The sequence below is a fragment of the Neorhizobium sp. DAR64860/K0K1 genome (assembly GCF_050500205.1).
Lineage (GTDB): Bacteria > Pseudomonadota > Alphaproteobacteria > Rhizobiales > Rhizobiaceae > Neorhizobium > Neorhizobium soli.
Genome location: NZ_CP191459.1, coordinates 1172144 through 1187419, shown reverse-complemented (window position 1 = coordinate 1187419; position 15276 = coordinate 1172144). Strand labels below are relative to the sequence as shown.

At 61.5% G+C, this 15276-nt stretch carries 17 protein-coding genes and 1 tRNA gene; 6 read left to right on the top strand and 12 right to left on the bottom strand.

Going from position 1 to position 15276, the window contains the following annotated elements:
- Positions 1 to 29: 29 nt before the first annotated feature.
- The gene (locus ACQY1J_RS10415) at positions 30 to 917 is read right to left on the bottom strand and encodes a helix-turn-helix domain-containing protein (RefSeq protein ID WP_430251389.1); all 888 of its coding nucleotides are present in this window, start codon (positions 915 to 917) and stop codon (positions 30 to 32) included.
- A gap of 132 nt (positions 918 to 1049) precedes the next feature.
- Here ACQY1J_RS10415 and ACQY1J_RS10410 point away from each other — a divergent pair, with 132 nt between their 5' ends.
- Positions 1050 to 1823: a siderophore-interacting protein gene (locus ACQY1J_RS10410; protein ID WP_062455974.1), complete on the top strand. Its 774-nt coding sequence runs from the start codon at positions 1050 to 1052 to the stop codon at positions 1821 to 1823.
- Between the two features lie 45 nt (positions 1824 to 1868).
- On the opposite strand, the gene ACQY1J_RS10405 is transcribed toward ACQY1J_RS10410, so the two are convergent.
- The 8 genes from ACQY1J_RS10405 to ACQY1J_RS10370 all read right to left on the bottom strand — a co-directional run bounded on the left by ACQY1J_RS10405 (position 1869) and on the right by ACQY1J_RS10370 (position 9943).
- Positions 1869 to 3302 carry an aldehyde dehydrogenase family protein gene (locus tag ACQY1J_RS10405; protein WP_430251388.1) on the bottom strand — a complete coding sequence of 478 codons (1434 nt, stop codon included), beginning with the start codon at positions 3300 to 3302 and terminating at the stop codon, positions 1869 to 1871.
- A gap of 15 nt (positions 3303 to 3317) precedes the next feature.
- Positions 3318 to 4115, bottom strand: coding sequence for an NAD-dependent epimerase/dehydratase family protein (locus ACQY1J_RS10400; protein WP_430251387.1), 798 nt, complete (start codon positions 4113 to 4115; stop codon positions 3318 to 3320).
- Positions 4116 to 4196: 81 nt separating this feature from the next.
- Entirely contained in the window at positions 4197 to 5687 is a 1491-nt protein-coding gene (locus ACQY1J_RS10395; protein ID WP_430251386.1) for an HAL/PAL/TAL family ammonia-lyase, read from the bottom strand.
- A gap of 92 nt (positions 5688 to 5779) precedes the next feature.
- Positions 5780 to 6568, bottom strand: coding sequence for a phosphate/phosphite/phosphonate ABC transporter substrate-binding protein (locus ACQY1J_RS10390; protein ID WP_430251909.1), 789 nt, complete (start codon positions 6566 to 6568; stop codon positions 5780 to 5782).
- Between the two features lie 32 nt (positions 6569 to 6600).
- Positions 6601 to 7317 carry an ABC transporter ATP-binding protein gene (locus ACQY1J_RS10385; protein WP_430251385.1) on the bottom strand — a complete coding sequence of 239 codons (717 nt, stop codon included), beginning with the start codon at positions 7315 to 7317 and terminating at the stop codon, positions 6601 to 6603.
- Positions 7298 to 8077: an ABC transporter ATP-binding protein gene (locus ACQY1J_RS10380; RefSeq protein WP_430251384.1), complete on the bottom strand. Its 780-nt coding sequence runs from the start codon at positions 8075 to 8077 to the stop codon at positions 7298 to 7300. The genes ACQY1J_RS10385 and ACQY1J_RS10380 overlap by 20 nt, the downstream gene beginning before the upstream one ends.
- Positions 8074 to 9078, bottom strand: a complete 1005-nt coding sequence (locus tag ACQY1J_RS10375) for a branched-chain amino acid ABC transporter permease (RefSeq protein ID WP_430251383.1) — start codon at positions 9076 to 9078, stop codon at positions 8074 to 8076. The genes ACQY1J_RS10380 and ACQY1J_RS10375 overlap by 4 nt, the downstream gene beginning before the upstream one ends.
- Position 9079: 1 nt before the next feature.
- Entirely contained in the window at positions 9080 to 9943 is an 864-nt protein-coding gene (locus ACQY1J_RS10370) for a branched-chain amino acid ABC transporter permease (protein WP_062581219.1), read from the bottom strand.
- A gap of 372 nt (positions 9944 to 10315) precedes the next feature.
- On the opposite strand from ACQY1J_RS10370, the gene ACQY1J_RS10365 reads away from it, so the two are divergent.
- The 4 genes from ACQY1J_RS10365 (at position 10316) to ACQY1J_RS10350 (ending at position 13211) form a co-directional block, all read left to right on the top strand.
- Positions 10316 to 10633 (top strand): hypothetical protein, encoded by a 318-nt coding sequence (locus tag ACQY1J_RS10365; protein WP_062455952.1) that lies wholly within the window; start codon positions 10316 to 10318, stop codon positions 10631 to 10633.
- Positions 10634 to 10974: 341 nt separating this feature from the next.
- Positions 10975 to 11604 carry a S1/P1 nuclease gene (locus ACQY1J_RS10360; RefSeq protein WP_430251382.1) on the top strand — a complete coding sequence of 210 codons (630 nt, stop codon included), beginning with the start codon at positions 10975 to 10977 and terminating at the stop codon, positions 11602 to 11604.
- A gap of 9 nt (positions 11605 to 11613) precedes the next feature.
- Positions 11614 to 12846 (top strand): hypothetical protein, encoded by a 1233-nt coding sequence (locus ACQY1J_RS10355; protein WP_430251381.1) that lies wholly within the window; start codon positions 11614 to 11616, stop codon positions 12844 to 12846.
- On the top strand, positions 12843 to 13211 hold the full coding sequence (locus ACQY1J_RS10350) for a hypothetical protein (protein WP_430251380.1): 369 nt from the start codon (positions 12843 to 12845) through the stop codon (positions 13209 to 13211). The genes ACQY1J_RS10355 and ACQY1J_RS10350 overlap by 4 nt, the downstream gene beginning before the upstream one ends.
- A 12-nt stretch (positions 13212 to 13223) precedes the next feature.
- Here ACQY1J_RS10350 and ACQY1J_RS10345 read toward each other — a convergent pair.
- Positions 13224 to 13299: transfer RNA gene (locus ACQY1J_RS10345), tRNA-Ile, on the bottom strand.
- A gap of 194 nt (positions 13300 to 13493) precedes the next feature.
- Between ACQY1J_RS10345 and ACQY1J_RS10340 the strand changes: the two genes are divergently transcribed.
- Positions 13494 to 14261: an SIMPL domain-containing protein gene (locus tag ACQY1J_RS10340; RefSeq protein WP_062455912.1), complete on the top strand. Its 768-nt coding sequence runs from the start codon at positions 13494 to 13496 to the stop codon at positions 14259 to 14261.
- Positions 14262 to 14339: 78 nt separating this feature from the next.
- Here the strand turns inward: ACQY1J_RS10340 and ACQY1J_RS10335 are convergent, their stop codons facing one another.
- Together ACQY1J_RS10335 and ACQY1J_RS10330 are read right to left on the bottom strand one after the other, a co-directional pair.
- The gene (locus ACQY1J_RS10335; RefSeq protein WP_092661070.1) at positions 14340 to 14681 is read right to left on the bottom strand and encodes a hypothetical protein; all 342 of its coding nucleotides are present in this window, start codon (positions 14679 to 14681) and stop codon (positions 14340 to 14342) included.
- 155 nt (positions 14682 to 14836) lie between these two features.
- Complete coding sequence (locus tag ACQY1J_RS10330; RefSeq protein WP_430251379.1) at positions 14837 to 15259, bottom strand: secondary thiamine-phosphate synthase enzyme YjbQ; 423 nt, start codon at positions 15257 to 15259, stop codon at positions 14837 to 14839.
- Positions 15260 to 15276: the final 17 nt, after the last annotated feature.

Below are 15276 nucleotides of genomic sequence, written 5' to 3'. Positions count from 1 at the left end.
TTGCTGGACTGAACCCCATCGCAGCCGATTCAAACCGAGTGTGACTTTTTCCATTTCGACGGCGTGGTGCCGACATGCTTGCGGAACACGCGGCTGAAATGGGCGTGATCGGCAAAGCCGCTCTCGACCGCGATTTCGGTCAGCGGCCGGGCGCCGGAAATCAGCATCTGCTTGGCACGGTCGAGCCGGGCATTCATCTGCCACTCGTGCGGCGCAAACCCTGTCGACGCCTTGAACGAGTGGCTGAAATGCGATTGCGACAGCCCTGTCAGGGCCGCGATCTCCTGTAGCCGAATGCTGCGAAGGCAATTGGCCTCGATGAATTCCACAGCGCGCCGCAACTGCCACGGGGCAAGTGTGCTGCGCTTGCGGGTGTCCGAGAGTTTGACGATCTTCAGCACATCGACGAGCAGCGCGACCGCCAGTCCATCGCCGTAGAGATCATGGAGCGGGTCCGGATTGGCGACTTCCATCGCGATCAGCTGCGCCAGCGACATCACGCGCGGATCGGCAAACAGAAGATGCGGCTCCGTCAGACGCCGCGGATCGAGTTCGTCCATCAGCCTGCGCCGCAAACCATCCGCATCGAAATGAATGTCGAGGTGCCGCACATACTGGACGTCTTCGATGTCGACCCAGAGATCCATTTCGGCCGGGATATAGGAGATCGGGCTCTCGCAGCTGTCCTGCGGCGAGCCACCCGCCCGCGGACTGCATTTCACCAACGGCCGTCCGCCACCCCGGTGCTCCAGCAGGATGAAAAGCCGCGGATCCTGCGCTACATAGTAGCCACCCGCATGCGGACCGCATTCCACATCCCACAGATCTGCAGTGATCCCATTCCAGTGCCGCCGACGCATGCCGCCGATGACCGAAAAACCTTCGATCTGGTTTCGCATCCGGGGCTGGAAGGTCATCGATTCACCGTGGCACATTAAACTTGTTTGTGATTATCAAGTTTAAGCGCTTGCATCAATCCCCTTGAATTTTCATGGTGGTTCTCTCGGACCGCTCGTCTTCTCGGGCTTTGAAGCGGTGAAAGGACAGACATGAACGACCTCTCCAACCCGTCACCCGCGCTGCCGTCCGGCCCGAAGATCGAGCGCTTCAAGCACGAGCTCAAACGGCGCAACCTGGTTGTCGAAACCGTCGCGGCCATCACGCCGAACATGCTGCGCATCACGCTGACGGGCGAGGACCTCGCCGACTTCGTCAGCAGCGCGCCGGATGACCACGTCAAGATCATGCTGCCCACATCCGATGGAGAACCAGAGCGCCGCGACTATACCCCACGCTTCTACGATGCCGATGCGCGACGGCTGGTAATCGACTTCGCAGTCCACGAAGCGGGACCGGCAACACGCTGGGCGCTTGAGGCGAAGCCCGGCACCGCGCTGTCGATCGGCGGCCCGCGCGGATCAGCGGTCATTACCGGTGTAAAGCGCTGGATCCTGATCGGCGACGAGACCGCGCTTCCGGCAATCGGTCGGCGGGTCGAGGAAGGAAGGCCCGGCGACACCATCACGGTAATCGCCGCGGTCGAGGGACAGGCCGAAGAACAGTCCTTCGAGAGCAAGGCCTCGCTCCGGACGATCTACGTCCACCGGCCGCTGTCGCACGCAACCGATGCCCAGCCGCTGATTACAGCGCTCGATACCGTCGAAATCGAGCCGGATACTTTCGTCTGGGTCGCGGCCGAAGCCTCTGTCGCGCGCGCGATCCGGGCCCATCTCGTGGAACGCCGCGGCCATGCGCTGCCGTGGCTCAAGGCCGCGGGCTACTGGGTCAAGGGCAAGGCGGATGCCCATGAGAAAATCGAATGAGGATGTCGCCCGGCACAGCGTCTGCCGTGCCGGGCTGAATATTGTTTACGGCAGCGTATAGGCCGTCTTTACCACGGTGAAGAATTCGGCTGCATACTTACCCTGTTCACGCGAACCGAAGGACGATGCCTTGCGGCCGCCGAAGGGCACGTGGAAATCGACGCCGGCCGTCGGCAGGTTGACCATCACCATCCCGGCTTCGGAGTTGCGCTTGAAATGCGTCGCATGCTTCAGGCTGGTCGTCGCGATGCCGGCGGAAAGGCCGAACGGCGTATCGTTGGCAACGGAGAGCGCCTCGTCATAATCCTTGACGCGGATGACCGACACGACGGGTCCGAAAATCTCTTCCTGACTGATGCGCATCTGGTTGGTCGCTTCGGTGAACAGCGTCGGCTGCAGATAGAAGCCGGGCGTATCGCGGGACACCACCTCGCCGCCGAAGGCAAGCTTGGCGCCCTCGCTTTTGCCGATCTCGATATAGTCCGTATCCTGCTTGAGCTGCCGTTCGTCGACGACGGGACCGATATGCGTGCCGGCCTTCAGGGCGTTGTCAACGGTCAGTGACTTCAGCTTGTCGGTCATGGCAGCCACGAACTTGTCGTGAATGCCTTCCGTCACGATCAGCCGCGACGAGGCCGTGCAGCGCTGGCCGGTCGAGAAGAAGCCGGAATTGGCAGCGGCTTCAACGGCGACGTTAAGGTCTGCATCGTCAAGCACCACCATCGGGTTCTTGCCGCCCATTTCCAGCTGGAACTTGCGGTTATGCTCGATCGAGGCAAGCGCCACCCGCTTGCCGGTGCCGGTCGAGCCTGTGAACGTGATACCGCCGAGATCCCGGCTGTCGAGCATCGCCTGACCGACCACCGAGCCGCTTCCCATCACCAGATTGAGCACACCCTTCGGCAGGCCTGCGCGGTGTAGAATATCGACGATGGCCCAGGCGCAGCCCGGCACGAGTTCGGCGGGCTTGAACACGACCGTGTTGCCGTAGCAAAGTGCCGGTGCGATCTTCCAGGCCGGAATGGCGATCGGGAAATTCCACGGCGTGATGATGCCGATGACGCCGAGCGGTTCGCGGGTAATCTCGACGGTGATGCCCGGCCGTGCCGACGGCACGATCTCGCCGGTCAGGCGCAGCGCTTCGCCCGCGAAGAAATCGAAGATCTGCGCCGCGCGCGTCACTTCGCCGATCGCCTCGGGAAGGATCTTTCCTTCTTCGCGCGCCAGCAGCTTGCCGAGCTCTTCCTTGCGGGCAAGGATCTCGTCCGCGGTCTTTTTCAGGATCGCGTGCCGCTCGAGAATGCCGGAACGCGACCATGCGGGAAACGCAGCCTTGGCGGCCGCGATCGCGGTCTTGGTATCCTCGGCACTTCCACGTGCATAAAGCCCCACGACATCTTTCGTGTCGGACGGGCTGATATTCTCGGACGCATCCGTGCCGACCCATTCGCCGGCAATCAGGTTCTGGTAGATCGTCATTGCAAAATTCCTATCTCAGATATCGTCCGGATGCCCGGCCGTGGTGAATGCACCGCCTTGATAAATGACTGCGGGATCGGCCGGATCGTCGACCGCCGCCGCCTCCACTTCCACGCGCCATTTGGCGGATGTGTCCTGCGGTCTCCAGCCAAGGAAGGACGCGTTGCCGTTGTCCCACCATTGCTCATCGTTTGCAGAAGCGCCGTAGACCACCGTATGGCCAAGCCGTGGAGCGGAGAAGGCCCGTCCGCACAGCGATACGAAATCCTGGTAGCTCAGCCATGTTGCCAGCATACGACGGGTTAGCGGCTTGTCGAAGCAGGACCCGATCCGCATCGACAGCGTCTCCTGGGCGAACTTCTGCCAGTACATGCTGGCAACGGCCTCGCCGAACACTTTGGAGACACCGTAGAGCGAGTCCGGCTTCGGCGCGACGCTGTTGTCGATGAATTCGTCGCGTCTGTAATAGCCGACAACATGGTTGGAACTGGCGAATACGATGCGCGGCTTGCCGCTGTGGCGGGCAGCCTCGTAGAGATTGTAGAGGCCAACGATATTGGCCTGCAGAATCATGTCGAACGGCTTTTCGATCGAGACACCGCCGAGATGGATGATACCGTCAACGCCTTCGACCAGTCTGGCGACGGCTGCGGCATCGGACAGATCGCAGCGCACGAAACTCTGGTTCGCACCGGGATCATCGATGTCTGTGAGATCCGACAGCACCACTTCTTCTGCAAGCTCGCTCAGCAGCGGACGAATTCCGCGCGCAAGCCCGCCGGCAGCGCCGGTCAGCAAAAGTCTCTTCAGCATTGATCCTCCCCAGGACAGCTTCCTATCACAATGTCATCATACATGATGACCTAACTCATACTATAAGATGCGCGAGGGAGGTCAAGCAGGCGGCGGCGGATTGCCGGCGATCAGTTGGCGCAGCACCTCCATATCGTGACCCAGCGGGCGATCGTCTGCGTAGATGGCCACATGCTGTCGCACCATATCGTGGACGTCCAGGGTGCCGATCGCGGGCGAATTGGTTTCGGCGAGAATGTCCTGCGCCTGGACGCCCGCCATCAGTTCGATCGCAAGCACCTGTTCGGCATTGTCGAGTATGGCGAGCAACTTGCTGGCCGCAGCCGTCGGATGCGCCAGAAAATCCTCCTGAAGGCCCGATGTCAGACCACCATCGGTCGCCGCCGGCGCGGCCAGCCGCCTGTTCTCGTTAACGAGTGCGGCCGCCGTGTATTGCGCGATCATGAAACCGGAATGGCTGCCGGCATCGGTCGCGAGAAACGGCAGCAGGCGGCTCACCAGCGGATTGACCAGCCGGTCGATGCGACGCTCGCTCATGGCCGCAACCTGGGCAATCGCGCTTCCCAGCGCATCGGCGGCATGACCAAGCGCCGGCGCCACCGCATGCGCTTCGGACCAGACGAGCGGCGCATCCGGCGTGCCCGCGATTGCAGGGTTGTCGGTGACGGAGGCAAGCTCCTGATCGACGGTCCCGCAGGCATGGGCAAACACGTCGCGGGCCGCACCATGCGCATGCGGTATGGCGCGAAGACTGAGCGCATCCTGTGTTCGCCGCCCGACCGCGGCGGCGATGATGCCGCTTCCCTGAAGACGCGACCGCAATGCGGCCCCGACGCTGGCAATACCCGCCGAAGGCCTCAGCGCCAGCACATCCTCGTCGAAAGCGGCCATCTGGCACCCGGCAGCCTCCAGCGTCACAGCGGCAATCGCATCGGCCCAGTCGAGTAACCGTTCGGTACGCGCGAGTGCCACGCAGGCAAGCCCGGTCGAGCAGGCGGTGCCGTTGACGAGGCTGAGCCCTTCCTTGGCGCCGAGCACCAACGGTTCGAGCCCGATTGCGGCAAGCGCCGCGCGGCCGGTCATCCGCTCCCCCGCCACGCAGGCATGTCCCTCGCCGATCAGCACCAGCGCCGTATGGGCGTTGTGAATGAGGTAGCCGGCCGAGCCTTTCGACGGCATATCCGGAATGCAGTCGGCCTCGAGAAACCGGCAGAGATGCCTGACGATCTGAGGCCGCACACCGGAATGCCCATGCGCGAAATTGGCGATCTGCGCCGCGATCACCGCCCTCACGTCGCGGCGGCCAAGCAGCGGTCCGACACCGCAGGCATGGCTCATGACGATATTGCGCGAAAGCCGGCTCTGTGCGTCGCGATCGACGACCGTATCGGACAGCGCGCCGACACCCGTCGTGATGCCATACGCCCTCGCGCCGCTGTCTACCAACGCTTCAACGATGCGGCGGGCATAAGCAATTCGGTCCCAAGCCCCTTGTGAAAGCGCGAGATCCGCGCCTTCCGCAACTTGAGCGACATCACGCCACGTCAGTGCCTTGTCGAGAAGGATGGTCACGGGCAGCGTTCCTTGAAAGGCCGAGGTCGGCGAAGGCGCCACGATAGGCGTCCCAAGGCATAAGGCAAAGTCCCGGCAGCGGCGTCGATGTGTCAGGCGACGGCAGGATAGCCGAGCGCTGCGGCCTGCCTTTCAAGCTCGAGCAGGCTTTCGTAACGGGAATCGTCGAGAGCCGCGAAACCGGTCAGCGCCAGCACGTCACGCACATCCGCAAGCGACGGGTCAACGAGGGCTGCCTCAAGCGCGGATCGCAAAAGCGCCACCTCGTCATCGGATGCAGACGCCCGGGTGATAAGCGGCAGGCCGGGGCCGGATGGGGTCTCTGCCAGCACGGCGAGATCAGCCAGATCTTCAGGCGCGAACCGCGCCACATGACCGTACGTGATGCAGTCTATCGCAGCGCAATCCGCCCTGCCCTCGGCGACAGCCGCGATGCTGGCCGCATGCCCGCCGGTTTCGATGACGCTTCCAAAGAAGCGCGGTCCGCGCGCAACGGGCGCGATCGCGGCGCGAAACAGATTGGCACCCGAATTGCTGTCGCGACTGTTGATCGCCGCCGTCCGCCCGCGCAGATCCTCGAGCGAGACTATCCCCGCATCCTTGCGGACGATCACGAAGCTGCGCATATCCGGGCCGTAGCAACCCGGATAGGCATAGCAGGGCGTCGCCACCAGCCGCACGTTTCCGCGCAGACTGGTGACGTAAGGGTATCCGCAGGTCTGCGACAATAGCAGATCCGGCCGCAGCCAGGCATCGTCATGGGAGATCGAACGATCGAGCGTACCGGGAACCCCTTCCATGCCGGCATCGGTCAGCCTGCGGGCAACAAACGCCCACAGCGCATCGGTCGCCTCCGCAACCGGTGGCGGCGCGAGATACATCGCGAGACTTGCGATCCGCCCCGAGCTCTCCGTCAATGCAGACCGCCGACACCGAGCAGTCGGTCCACGGTCTGCTGATCCTTCGAGAGAGCATCCGGCGTGCCGCTCCAGGCAATGCGCCCGCGCTCCAGAATGATGACATCTTCCGCGAAATCGAGCGCGCTCTGGATCCGCTGCTCCACCAGTAGGATGGTCATGTCGCCTGAGGTCGCAAGTGCCGCGAAGGCAATCATCAATTCCTCGCAGATGACGGGGGCGAGACCCTCCAGCGGTTCGTCAAGAAGCAGCACCGAGGGACGGCCGAGAATAGTGCGGGCCGTCGTCAGCATCTGCTGCTCGCCGCCGGAAAGCTGGTTGCCCAGATTGCTGCGCCGCTCCTTCAGCCGCGGAAACATGGCATAGGCCTCCTCGATCGCATCCTTCGGGCGCGCCTTGAGGCCGACGAACAAGTTTTCCTCCACTGTCAGGCTCGGGAAGACGCAGCGTTCCTGCGGCACGTAACCCAGTCCCGCACGGGCCCGGTCGGCGCTCGCGGCAGTGCTGATATCGGCACCGTCGAGGGAAATCCGGCCACCGTAACGACGGGTCTGTCCCGCAAGGCTCGCAAGCAGCGTCGTCTTGCCCATGCCGTTGCGGCCGAGAACGGCCAGCCGCCGTCCGGCCGGAACAGTGATGGTGATGTCTTCCAGAACCCTGGTCGGGCCATAGCCCGCCGACAGGTTTTCGATCTCAAGCGACGCGGCCGGCATCGGCATAGCTCCCCAGATAGGCTTCCCTGACGCGGGGATCGCGTGTGGCGTCGCCCGGCGCGCCGTCGAAGATGACAGCGCCGGCGGCAAGCACCACGACCTTTTTGGCAAACCGGAAGACGAGATCCATGTCGTGCTCGATCATCAGCACCGCCAGATCGGCCGGCAGTTCGTCGAGAGCCTGCTCGATCAACCCCACATCGCTCTGCGGCACGCCGGCCGCCGGTTCGTCGAGCAGCAGCACTTTCGGCTTCAAGGCGAGCGCGATGGCGATCTCTAAAAGACGCTGCTGACCATAGGCGATCTCGCGGACCTTGCGGTGCATGAGCGCGGTCAGCCGCAATGTCTCGAGACGGTGCTCCACCTCCTGCATCACGTCAGCCATGGTCAGGAAATTGCCGAAGATGCGGCCGGACCGCCCTTCCCGCTGCAGGACCGCAAGGCCCAGATGTTCGGCCGCCGTCATGTCCTGAAACAGCCGTGTCACCTGGAAGGACCGCACCAGCCCGCGTTTGACGCGAGCACTCGCGTCGAGCCCCGTGATCACCTCGCCACCCAGCCGCACCTCGCCAGAACTGGGGGCCAGCGTTCCCGTCACCAGATTGACGAAGGTCGTCTTGCCGGCACCGTTCGGGCCGATCAACGCCACCCGATCGCCCGCCGCCATGGACAGCGAAACATCGTTCGTGACCACCAGCCCGCCAAACGACTTTTTGAGGGAGACGACTTCGAACACGGGACTTCCGACAACTGCGGTCATGGCCGTCCCTCCCGCCGTTTTTCAAGAAACGCCGCCACCGTTCCATAGATGCCCTTCGGCGCAAACAGCACCACGGCAATCAGAAGCGCGCCGACCATGGTCAGCCAGTGGAAAGGATTGACCGAGGACACATAGTCCTGAAACATCATGAAGGCGACGGTGCCGGCAAGGGCCCCGAACAGCGAACCCGTGCCGCCGAGTGCCAACATCACAAGCGCTTCCGCAGACTGGGTAAACGACAGCGTATCGAGCCCGACCACCTGCGTGGAGATGGCGTTGAGCGCGCCGCCCAGCCCCGCGACCGCCCCGGAAATTCCATACATCTTGACGATCGCGCGCTTCGGCGAGGCGCCCATCGCCCGGATCCGCAGCGGATCCTCCTTCAGCCCGCGACACAGCATGCCGAATGGCGACCGCACGAGAATGCGCAGGAGAACGAACACGACGAGCAGCATCACGACCGCGAACACATAGGCCGTATTGCCGAACAGATCGAATTCGAAACGGCCGAAGATCGGATCCGGCGCGATCCCCGAAAGGCCGTCGCTGCCGCCGGTAAAGGACGACATCTTGTTGGCAAGCTCGTGAAACAGATGAATGAGCGCGATCGACAGAACCAGTTGCGGCAGGCCATGGGCACGCAGCATGACGAGCCCCGACAACAGCCCGGCAAGCGCTCCGCCGACGAGCCCCGCAAGCGTCATCAGCAGCGGATCGTTGATGCCGTAATGGGCAGACAGAATACCCGCCGCATAGGCGCCGCTGCCAAACAGCGCCGCATGACCAAGCGTCGCCACGCCGCAATAGCCGGTGACGAGATCAAGCGAAAGCACGAGCAGCGCCACCGCGATGATCCGCGTCAGAAGCGCCAGATTATCCGGAAAGGCAAAATAGCCGATCGCCGCGGCAAGGACGATCACGCTGAACCCCACGACATCGCGCATCAGCGAACGGCGACGGCGAATCGCGCCCATATCCCTTGAACTCACATCAACCGCCATTCTACTTCGCCCCCTTCATGAGGCCGTTCGGAAACACGCAGATGATGGCGATCACCGCAAGGTAGAAGAAGAACTCGCCGAACTCGGGCAGCAGATAGCGCCCCGTCGTATCGACCGCGCCGAGCAGCAGGCAGGCGAGCAACGTGCCCCCGATCGAGCCTGCCCCGCCGACGGAAACGACGACCAGGAATGTCACGAGATAGCGCAGCGCATAATAGGGTTCGACCGGCAGCAATTCGGCCCCGACCACGCCGCCGAAGGCCGCAAGCCCGACCGCGACCGCAAAGCTGACCGCATAGATGATTTCGGTGCGAACCCCGAGCGCTGACGCCATCGCCGCATTATCGACCGAGGCCCGCAGCCTGATGCCGAAACCGGTCTTCTCGATCGCAAGCCACAGGCAAAGCGCCACGGCAAGACCGCAGAAGATTGCAAACAGACGATGCGCGGAAATGCTGCGGAAACCGAGATCGACCGGTTGCTGCAGCACATCCGAAAGCGGAATGGTCTTTAGCGTCGGCCCCATCAGGTAATTGGCAAGCCCGATGATGCAAAACGTGATGCCGATCGTCATCAGCACCTGCGTCAATTCAGGCGCGCCATAGATGCGACGATAGAGAAACCGCTCGATCGGCACCGCAATCACGATCGTGGCGACCACGGCGGCAAGGATGGCCGGCGCATAGCCTAGGCCGAGGTCCCGCGAAATATAGGAGGCGACATAGCCGCCGATCATCGCGAAGGCACCATGGGCGAGATTGACCACCCGCATCAGCCCCATCGTCACCGAAAGCCCGATCGAAATCACGAACAGGATCATGCCATAGGCGAGCGCATCGATACCGATGCTCAAAATCGTCTGCAACCGTCTCGCCTCCCATGCGGTCCTGAACTGCAGGCTGCTTATAATTGAAGCCGAAGGTCAAGAAAATTGCTGGGGTGACAAAAGCCGGAATTCACCCGACATGGGGTTATCCACAGAGCGGGGCTACGGCATGGCGAACGAAGCGAACCGACCATGCACGAACGCCACCAGCTGCCTCGTGGCCGACCAGTCGCCAGCGAGTGGCCTAGAAGTTGCCGGCAACCGTGCTCCCGAATGACGCAACCGAACCGACGAAGCTGCCAATCATCAAAAACCCACGGCCCGCCCGCATGAAGATCTTTTGCTAATGTGAGGAAACCTTTTGCCCGCCATCGGGTTAAGTCACCGTAGGGAATACAAGGAAACACCATAATGATGAAGCTTCTCGCAGTAACGATCCTTTCCGCTGGTCTCGCAACGTCGGCTATGGCCCAGACGGCAACGTCCGGCACCGCCGCAGACCGCAGCAATGTACAGCAGAACACCGCAGGCGAAGGTGGCAACATCCCGCCGAAGCCAGCAGCTTCCGGCACCGTCGATTCGACAGCTACCAACAGCACCATGCCGAGCAGCAGCACGATGGGCGAAGGCAGCAAGAAGTGCAACAACGGCGGCCAGCCAGGTGACGCAGCCAACTCGGGCAACCTCCCGAACAACACCGGCACAACCGTCCAGGGCACCAACTGCTAATCAGCAGTTTTTCCCCAAAAGCGCTCTTCGCGATACCGCGGGGGGCGCTTTTTTTTGGGCTAGTGGTGGGGGCTGGGAACGGGTTCACGAGGAAGGCGATCGCTGGAGGGTATCACGCGGGAACTGCGGCATCACGATGTGAATTCCTCGCGCGGTGAGTTCTGCTAAGCAGAAGCGCTGGTCGCATCCGTGTAACTCTATCGTACTCTTCTGCAGCTGCACGAAGTGTGAGGTGTCTACGTGCCGTCGCCCAGAGACGGCGCCCTTCACGGTAGACTATGGACAGCAGCTGCAACTTGAAGTTAACTGGGCTCAACTGCGAAGATATTCAGGTTGGGCCCATGAAGGGTACTTTCAGCGTATTTTTTCTCGTTGTTGCTTTGTCGTCGGCGACACCCGCTCTCGCGTGGTGGAATTTTGGCCATATGACGATCGCTGCGTATGCCTATAGCAGGCTGGAACCGTCCATTCGGGCAAGGGTCGATCATCTTCTAAAATCAAACCCGTACTATGGGCGATGGACCGACGGGGTCGCAGAGGCTGACAAAGGGTTAGCTGCGTTTACCGGCGCCGCGGTCTGGCCCGACGACATCAAGCGCGATGCGGCCTATACACGCGACAAGGTCACCGACGCCACGGCGGGGCGGAATATAGGTTACAGCGATATGCTGTTACATGACTACTGTGACTATATAGACATCCCCTTCACCACCGACGAGACGCGACTGCGCGATCCGGATGTGCCGAACGCTTTGACCCAGTTGCGCAGGTTCACCACGACACTCTCTACCGGCCAGAACGACGGCGTGAAATCCCACAACCTGACTTGGATCCTTCACATCGTCGGCGACCTGCACCAGCCGCTAAATGCGACTACCCGTTTTTCGAAAACACTCTACGACGACCGTGGTGGCGATGACGTGTCGGTGACGACAACCTCGGGCAAGACAATCAATCTGCATGCCTATTAGGATGGCCTTTTGGGCGAAAACGGTTTGCCCGCCGCGGCCGCGGCGGCCGCAGCAGCCTTGCCCGCATCGGACGCCGCGAAAGCAAAACTAGACGATCCGGCACTCTGGATGATCGAGAGTTTCGTCTTGGCCCAGAACGAGGTCTACACGCCGTTGATCGGCGACGCCGCTGGCCCTTATGGCTTGACAACTGACTATGAAGCCCAAGCCGTGACTGTGGCGAGATCGCAGGCGGCCTTGGCGGGTGAACGGTTAGCGGCGATACTCAACGCGTGGCTCTCAACTGCACCGATCGACATCGAAAAAAATCGATACGACCCCGCACTGCTAGCCTGGTCTAAGACCCTATCATTCAACGGCGCAGAAGGTCACAACGGAAGAATCTCCGGCTTCAAATTTCCCGGCCCGGGACAACTAGGAGGAGGAGAGGTCTCAGTCTCTTCAACGTATGAGCGGCTACAGACTACGGCACCGGCTTTCAAAACTTTCGCGCATCCCATTCCTATGCCCAGACCCTCACCATTGGCAACACCGGCCGTTCCGCCTGGACACCTCGGGCTGGCCGGGTCCAGCCAGGACCCATCGGTCAGCAACACCGAAATTAGCCCTTTCGGGGCAACAGGAAATCGGGCAACGCGTCTCTTCGCGGGCCTTGGTGAATATCCTCCCAAAATATACGCAGCCTACGGCATCGTCGCATTCTGGGATCGTATTGATCCGGCAGAACGGGATCGCTACACGGCAATCTGCCTGGCCTATCTGCGCTCGCTTGATCTGGCGCCCGCGGGCATGGCCGCGGAAAAGCAGATGGTCACCGTCTGGCCTGTCACGAGCGGCACCGCCGCGAAAGGTCTGATGTCAGGTTCAAGCTTTCAGACTTTCGACATGATCTCACAATGTGAGAGCGTACTGAACAACTACGATTTTCAGGTGGGCCGGGAAGCCATTCGCATGGCAAGGCTTCAGAGCAAAGATGTGGACGGCCGAGGCCCATTTCTTTTAGCCTGGTCGCCGACGGACAAGATCGGCACAGACAAGGCGATCATCTTGATGGCCGACCTGTCAGAAACTGACAACTTTTTCGCCGCACGCGACATTTTCAGAATTTGGATCAAAGAGATCGAGTCTGACCTGGACCTATGGAACGATGGGTTCACGTGGGACCGGCTGCAACGAAAGCTAAAGGCACTCGTAGACAAATATGGCGGGAAAATCGAGGCAGCGTTTAAGGCGAAGCAATGACCTGGATTGTCGAAATCATTAAACCAGGCGTGCCCGCAGCTCTGGGCGTAATAATTGCAGCCCTCCTGATCGCCTGGATCGGCCCCGATGGTTGGGGTGGAATGGCGCTGATCTTTGTATTGTCGATAGCAGTCTCGTATCTGTTGGTCTGGTCAGGCTCTCAAATGCTCTCCCTGTTTCGGAAGAAACCAGTACCAGAGCCACCCATAGGCGCGGCGGATGGCAAACCAGAGCATAATCATCAGGATCACGTTAATACAGCAGTTTTTTCTGCAAAATGCGCTGACAAAATTGCAAATCGCGGCGGCCGGCTACATCCGGATACTCGTGACAAAATTCCGGAGATTCGCGTCCGGCTACAATGAGGTAAAAAACAATGGTGGGCCCGGAGAGACTCGAACTCCCAACCAAGCGGTTATGAGCCGCCGGCTCTAACCATTGAGCTACAGGCCCTGCCCTTTGAAGGCATGACGACTGGCGCAATGGTTCGCCGGTCGCAAGGGTCCGTCTAGCTCAAATTGTGAACGCTCACAAGGCCTCGCCGCAATAGGTTCACAATCACACGTCACCTAGAGGGTGTTCGGCTTTCAACTCAGGCATTTGGCCGGGATCGTCGAGGTCGGACAATCAGTATCAAAGGAGACACAATGCGCCGTTTGCCCACCGCCCCTTCTCTCGCGCCGGCTTTCCTAGCCCTTGCCCTCGGCACGGCCTTCCTCCCGCTGTCGCCGTTTTCGGCAACGGTCGCCTCTGCGCAGGAAGCCCGCACGCCGCGCGAACCGATCATCAGCGTGTCCGGTGAGGGCAAGGCCGCGGTCGCGCCCGATATGGCGATCCTGTCGCTTGCCGTCGTGAGGCAGGCAAAGACCGCCGATGCGGCCGTCTCCGCCAACAACACGGCAATGAGCGAAGTGCTCGCCGCCATCAAGGCTGAAGGCATTGCCGATCGCGACGTCCAGACCAGCAGCTTTGCGATCTACCCGCAATATCGCCAGGTAGCCCCGAAGGACGGCATCGAGCCGCCGCAGGAAATCATCGGCTACGAAGTGTCCAACACGCTGACGCTTAAGGTGCGCGATCTCGAAAAGCTCGGCGGTCTGATCGACAAGACGGTCAAGCTCGGTGTCAACCAGGGCGGACAGATCGAGTTCACCAATACCAATACCGACGAAGTGATGACGCAGGCGCGCAAGGCAGCCGTTGCCGAAGCGCTCGCCAAGGCAAAGACGCTGACGGAAGCTGCCGGCGTCAAGCTCGGCCGCATCATGGAGATCAGCGAGAATTCGGCACCGCCCATGGCCCCGCCGATGATGCGCATGACAATGGCAAAGGATTCCGGCAACGGCGTCCCGGTGGCGGCCGGCGAGACCAGCTACACGGTCAACGTCAACGTCGTGTTCTCCATCGATCCCTGATCGGATCGCTTCAACGACAAAACCCCGCCCGGCGAATGCTGGACGGGGCTGAAGATAGACTGGGACGCTTGAGATCCGTTAGCGACGGATGAGCGGGCAGCCGCGCACGTTGGCAAACACGACCCGGTCGCGTCCGCGGCGATCGACGCCGACGACGGTCACGCTGCGGCGGGAGATGTCGACGACGCGGGTACGGCGCAGACCCATCGCTTCGGCGCGACGTTCAGCCAAGCGCGGCGAGCAGCCGACGGGACGCATGTGGCGCGGGCGCTCATAGCGCGGCGGGTGGTGCGGACGCCAGTCGCGCTCACGGTACTGTACGAATTCCGGGCCGGCGGCGGCGGCGATTGGCGCGGACGCCGAAATCCCTGTCAGGGCGATCAAGGCTGCAAGGCCGGCCTTCGCCATCAGGCGTGTGATTGTAGTCATCTTTTGCTTCTCCTGAACCTGTCACCGGTTGTCCGGCTGTCTCGCGCCGGCCTTTCGGGCCAACGGTCGATGCAACTCTATCCAACCCAGCTGAATGCCTGCAAAACCGATCATTCAGTATGTGTTCATTTGGAAAACAACGATCATCACGACGATAGATGCAGCACGATCTCTCGACGGTGCCGGCTGTCGCGGTGCTCGAAGAGATAAAGCCCCTGCCACGTGCCAAGCACCAGCCTGCCGCCGGATACGGGAATGCCGATCGAGACTGCCGTCAGTGCCGCCTTGATATGTGCCGGCATATCATCTGGCCCTTCCATCGTATGGCTGACCCAGCCCATCGAAGGATCGTCCGAGGGGGGAACGAGGCGGGAAAAGAACGCATTCAGATCGCGCTTCACGTCCGGATCGGCATTTTCCTGAATGATCAGCGAACAGGACGTGTGGCGAACGAAGACGGTCAGCAGGCCCTCGTCGCGCCCGGCCTGGCGCACGAAGCGTTCGGCTTCATCCGTGAACTCGTATAGCCCTTGGCCTCTGGTCGAAATCTGGATCGCGGTCTGCGGCATCGAAATTCTCTTGTCTG

Excerpts from the sequence above, each read along its gene's own strand:
- ACQY1J_RS10415 (WP_430251389.1), bottom strand. The coding sequence starts at position 917 with ATGACCTTCCAGCCCCGGATGCGAAACCAGATCGAAGGTTTTTCGGTC.
- ACQY1J_RS10410 (WP_062455974.1), top strand. The coding sequence starts at position 1,050 with ATGAACGACCTCTCCAACCCGTCACCCGCGCTGCCGTCCGGCCCGAAG.
- ACQY1J_RS10405 (WP_430251388.1), bottom strand. The coding sequence starts at position 3,302 with ATGACGATCTACCAGAACCTGATTGCCGGCGAATGGGTCGGCACGGAT.
- ACQY1J_RS10400 (WP_430251387.1), bottom strand. The coding sequence starts at position 4,115 with ATGCTGAAGAGACTTTTGCTGACCGGCGCTGCCGGCGGGCTTGCGCGC.
- ACQY1J_RS10390 (WP_430251909.1), bottom strand. The coding sequence starts at position 6,568 with ATGTATCTCGCGCCGCCACCGGTTGCGGAGGCGACCGATGCGCTGTGG.
- ACQY1J_RS10385 (WP_430251385.1), bottom strand. The coding sequence starts at position 7,317 with ATGCCGGCCGCGTCGCTTGAGATCGAAAACCTGTCGGCGGGCTATGGC.
- ACQY1J_RS10380 (WP_430251384.1), bottom strand. The coding sequence starts at position 8,077 with ATGACCGCAGTTGTCGGAAGTCCCGTGTTCGAAGTCGTCTCCCTCAAA.
- ACQY1J_RS10375 (WP_430251383.1), bottom strand. The coding sequence starts at position 9,078 with ATGGCGGTTGATGTGAGTTCAAGGGATATGGGCGCGATTCGCCGTCGC.
- ACQY1J_RS10365 (WP_062455952.1), top strand. The coding sequence starts at position 10,316 with ATGATGAAGCTTCTCGCAGTAACGATCCTTTCCGCTGGTCTCGCAACG.
- ACQY1J_RS10360 (WP_430251382.1), top strand. The coding sequence starts at position 10,975 with ATGAAGGGTACTTTCAGCGTATTTTTTCTCGTTGTTGCTTTGTCGTCG.
- ACQY1J_RS10350 (WP_430251380.1), top strand. The coding sequence starts at position 12,843 with ATGACCTGGATTGTCGAAATCATTAAACCAGGCGTGCCCGCAGCTCTG.
- ACQY1J_RS10340 (WP_062455912.1), top strand. The coding sequence starts at position 13,494 with ATGCGCCGTTTGCCCACCGCCCCTTCTCTCGCGCCGGCTTTCCTAGCC.
- ACQY1J_RS10330 (WP_430251379.1), bottom strand. The coding sequence starts at position 15,259 with ATGCCGCAGACCGCGATCCAGATTTCGACCAGAGGCCAAGGGCTATAC.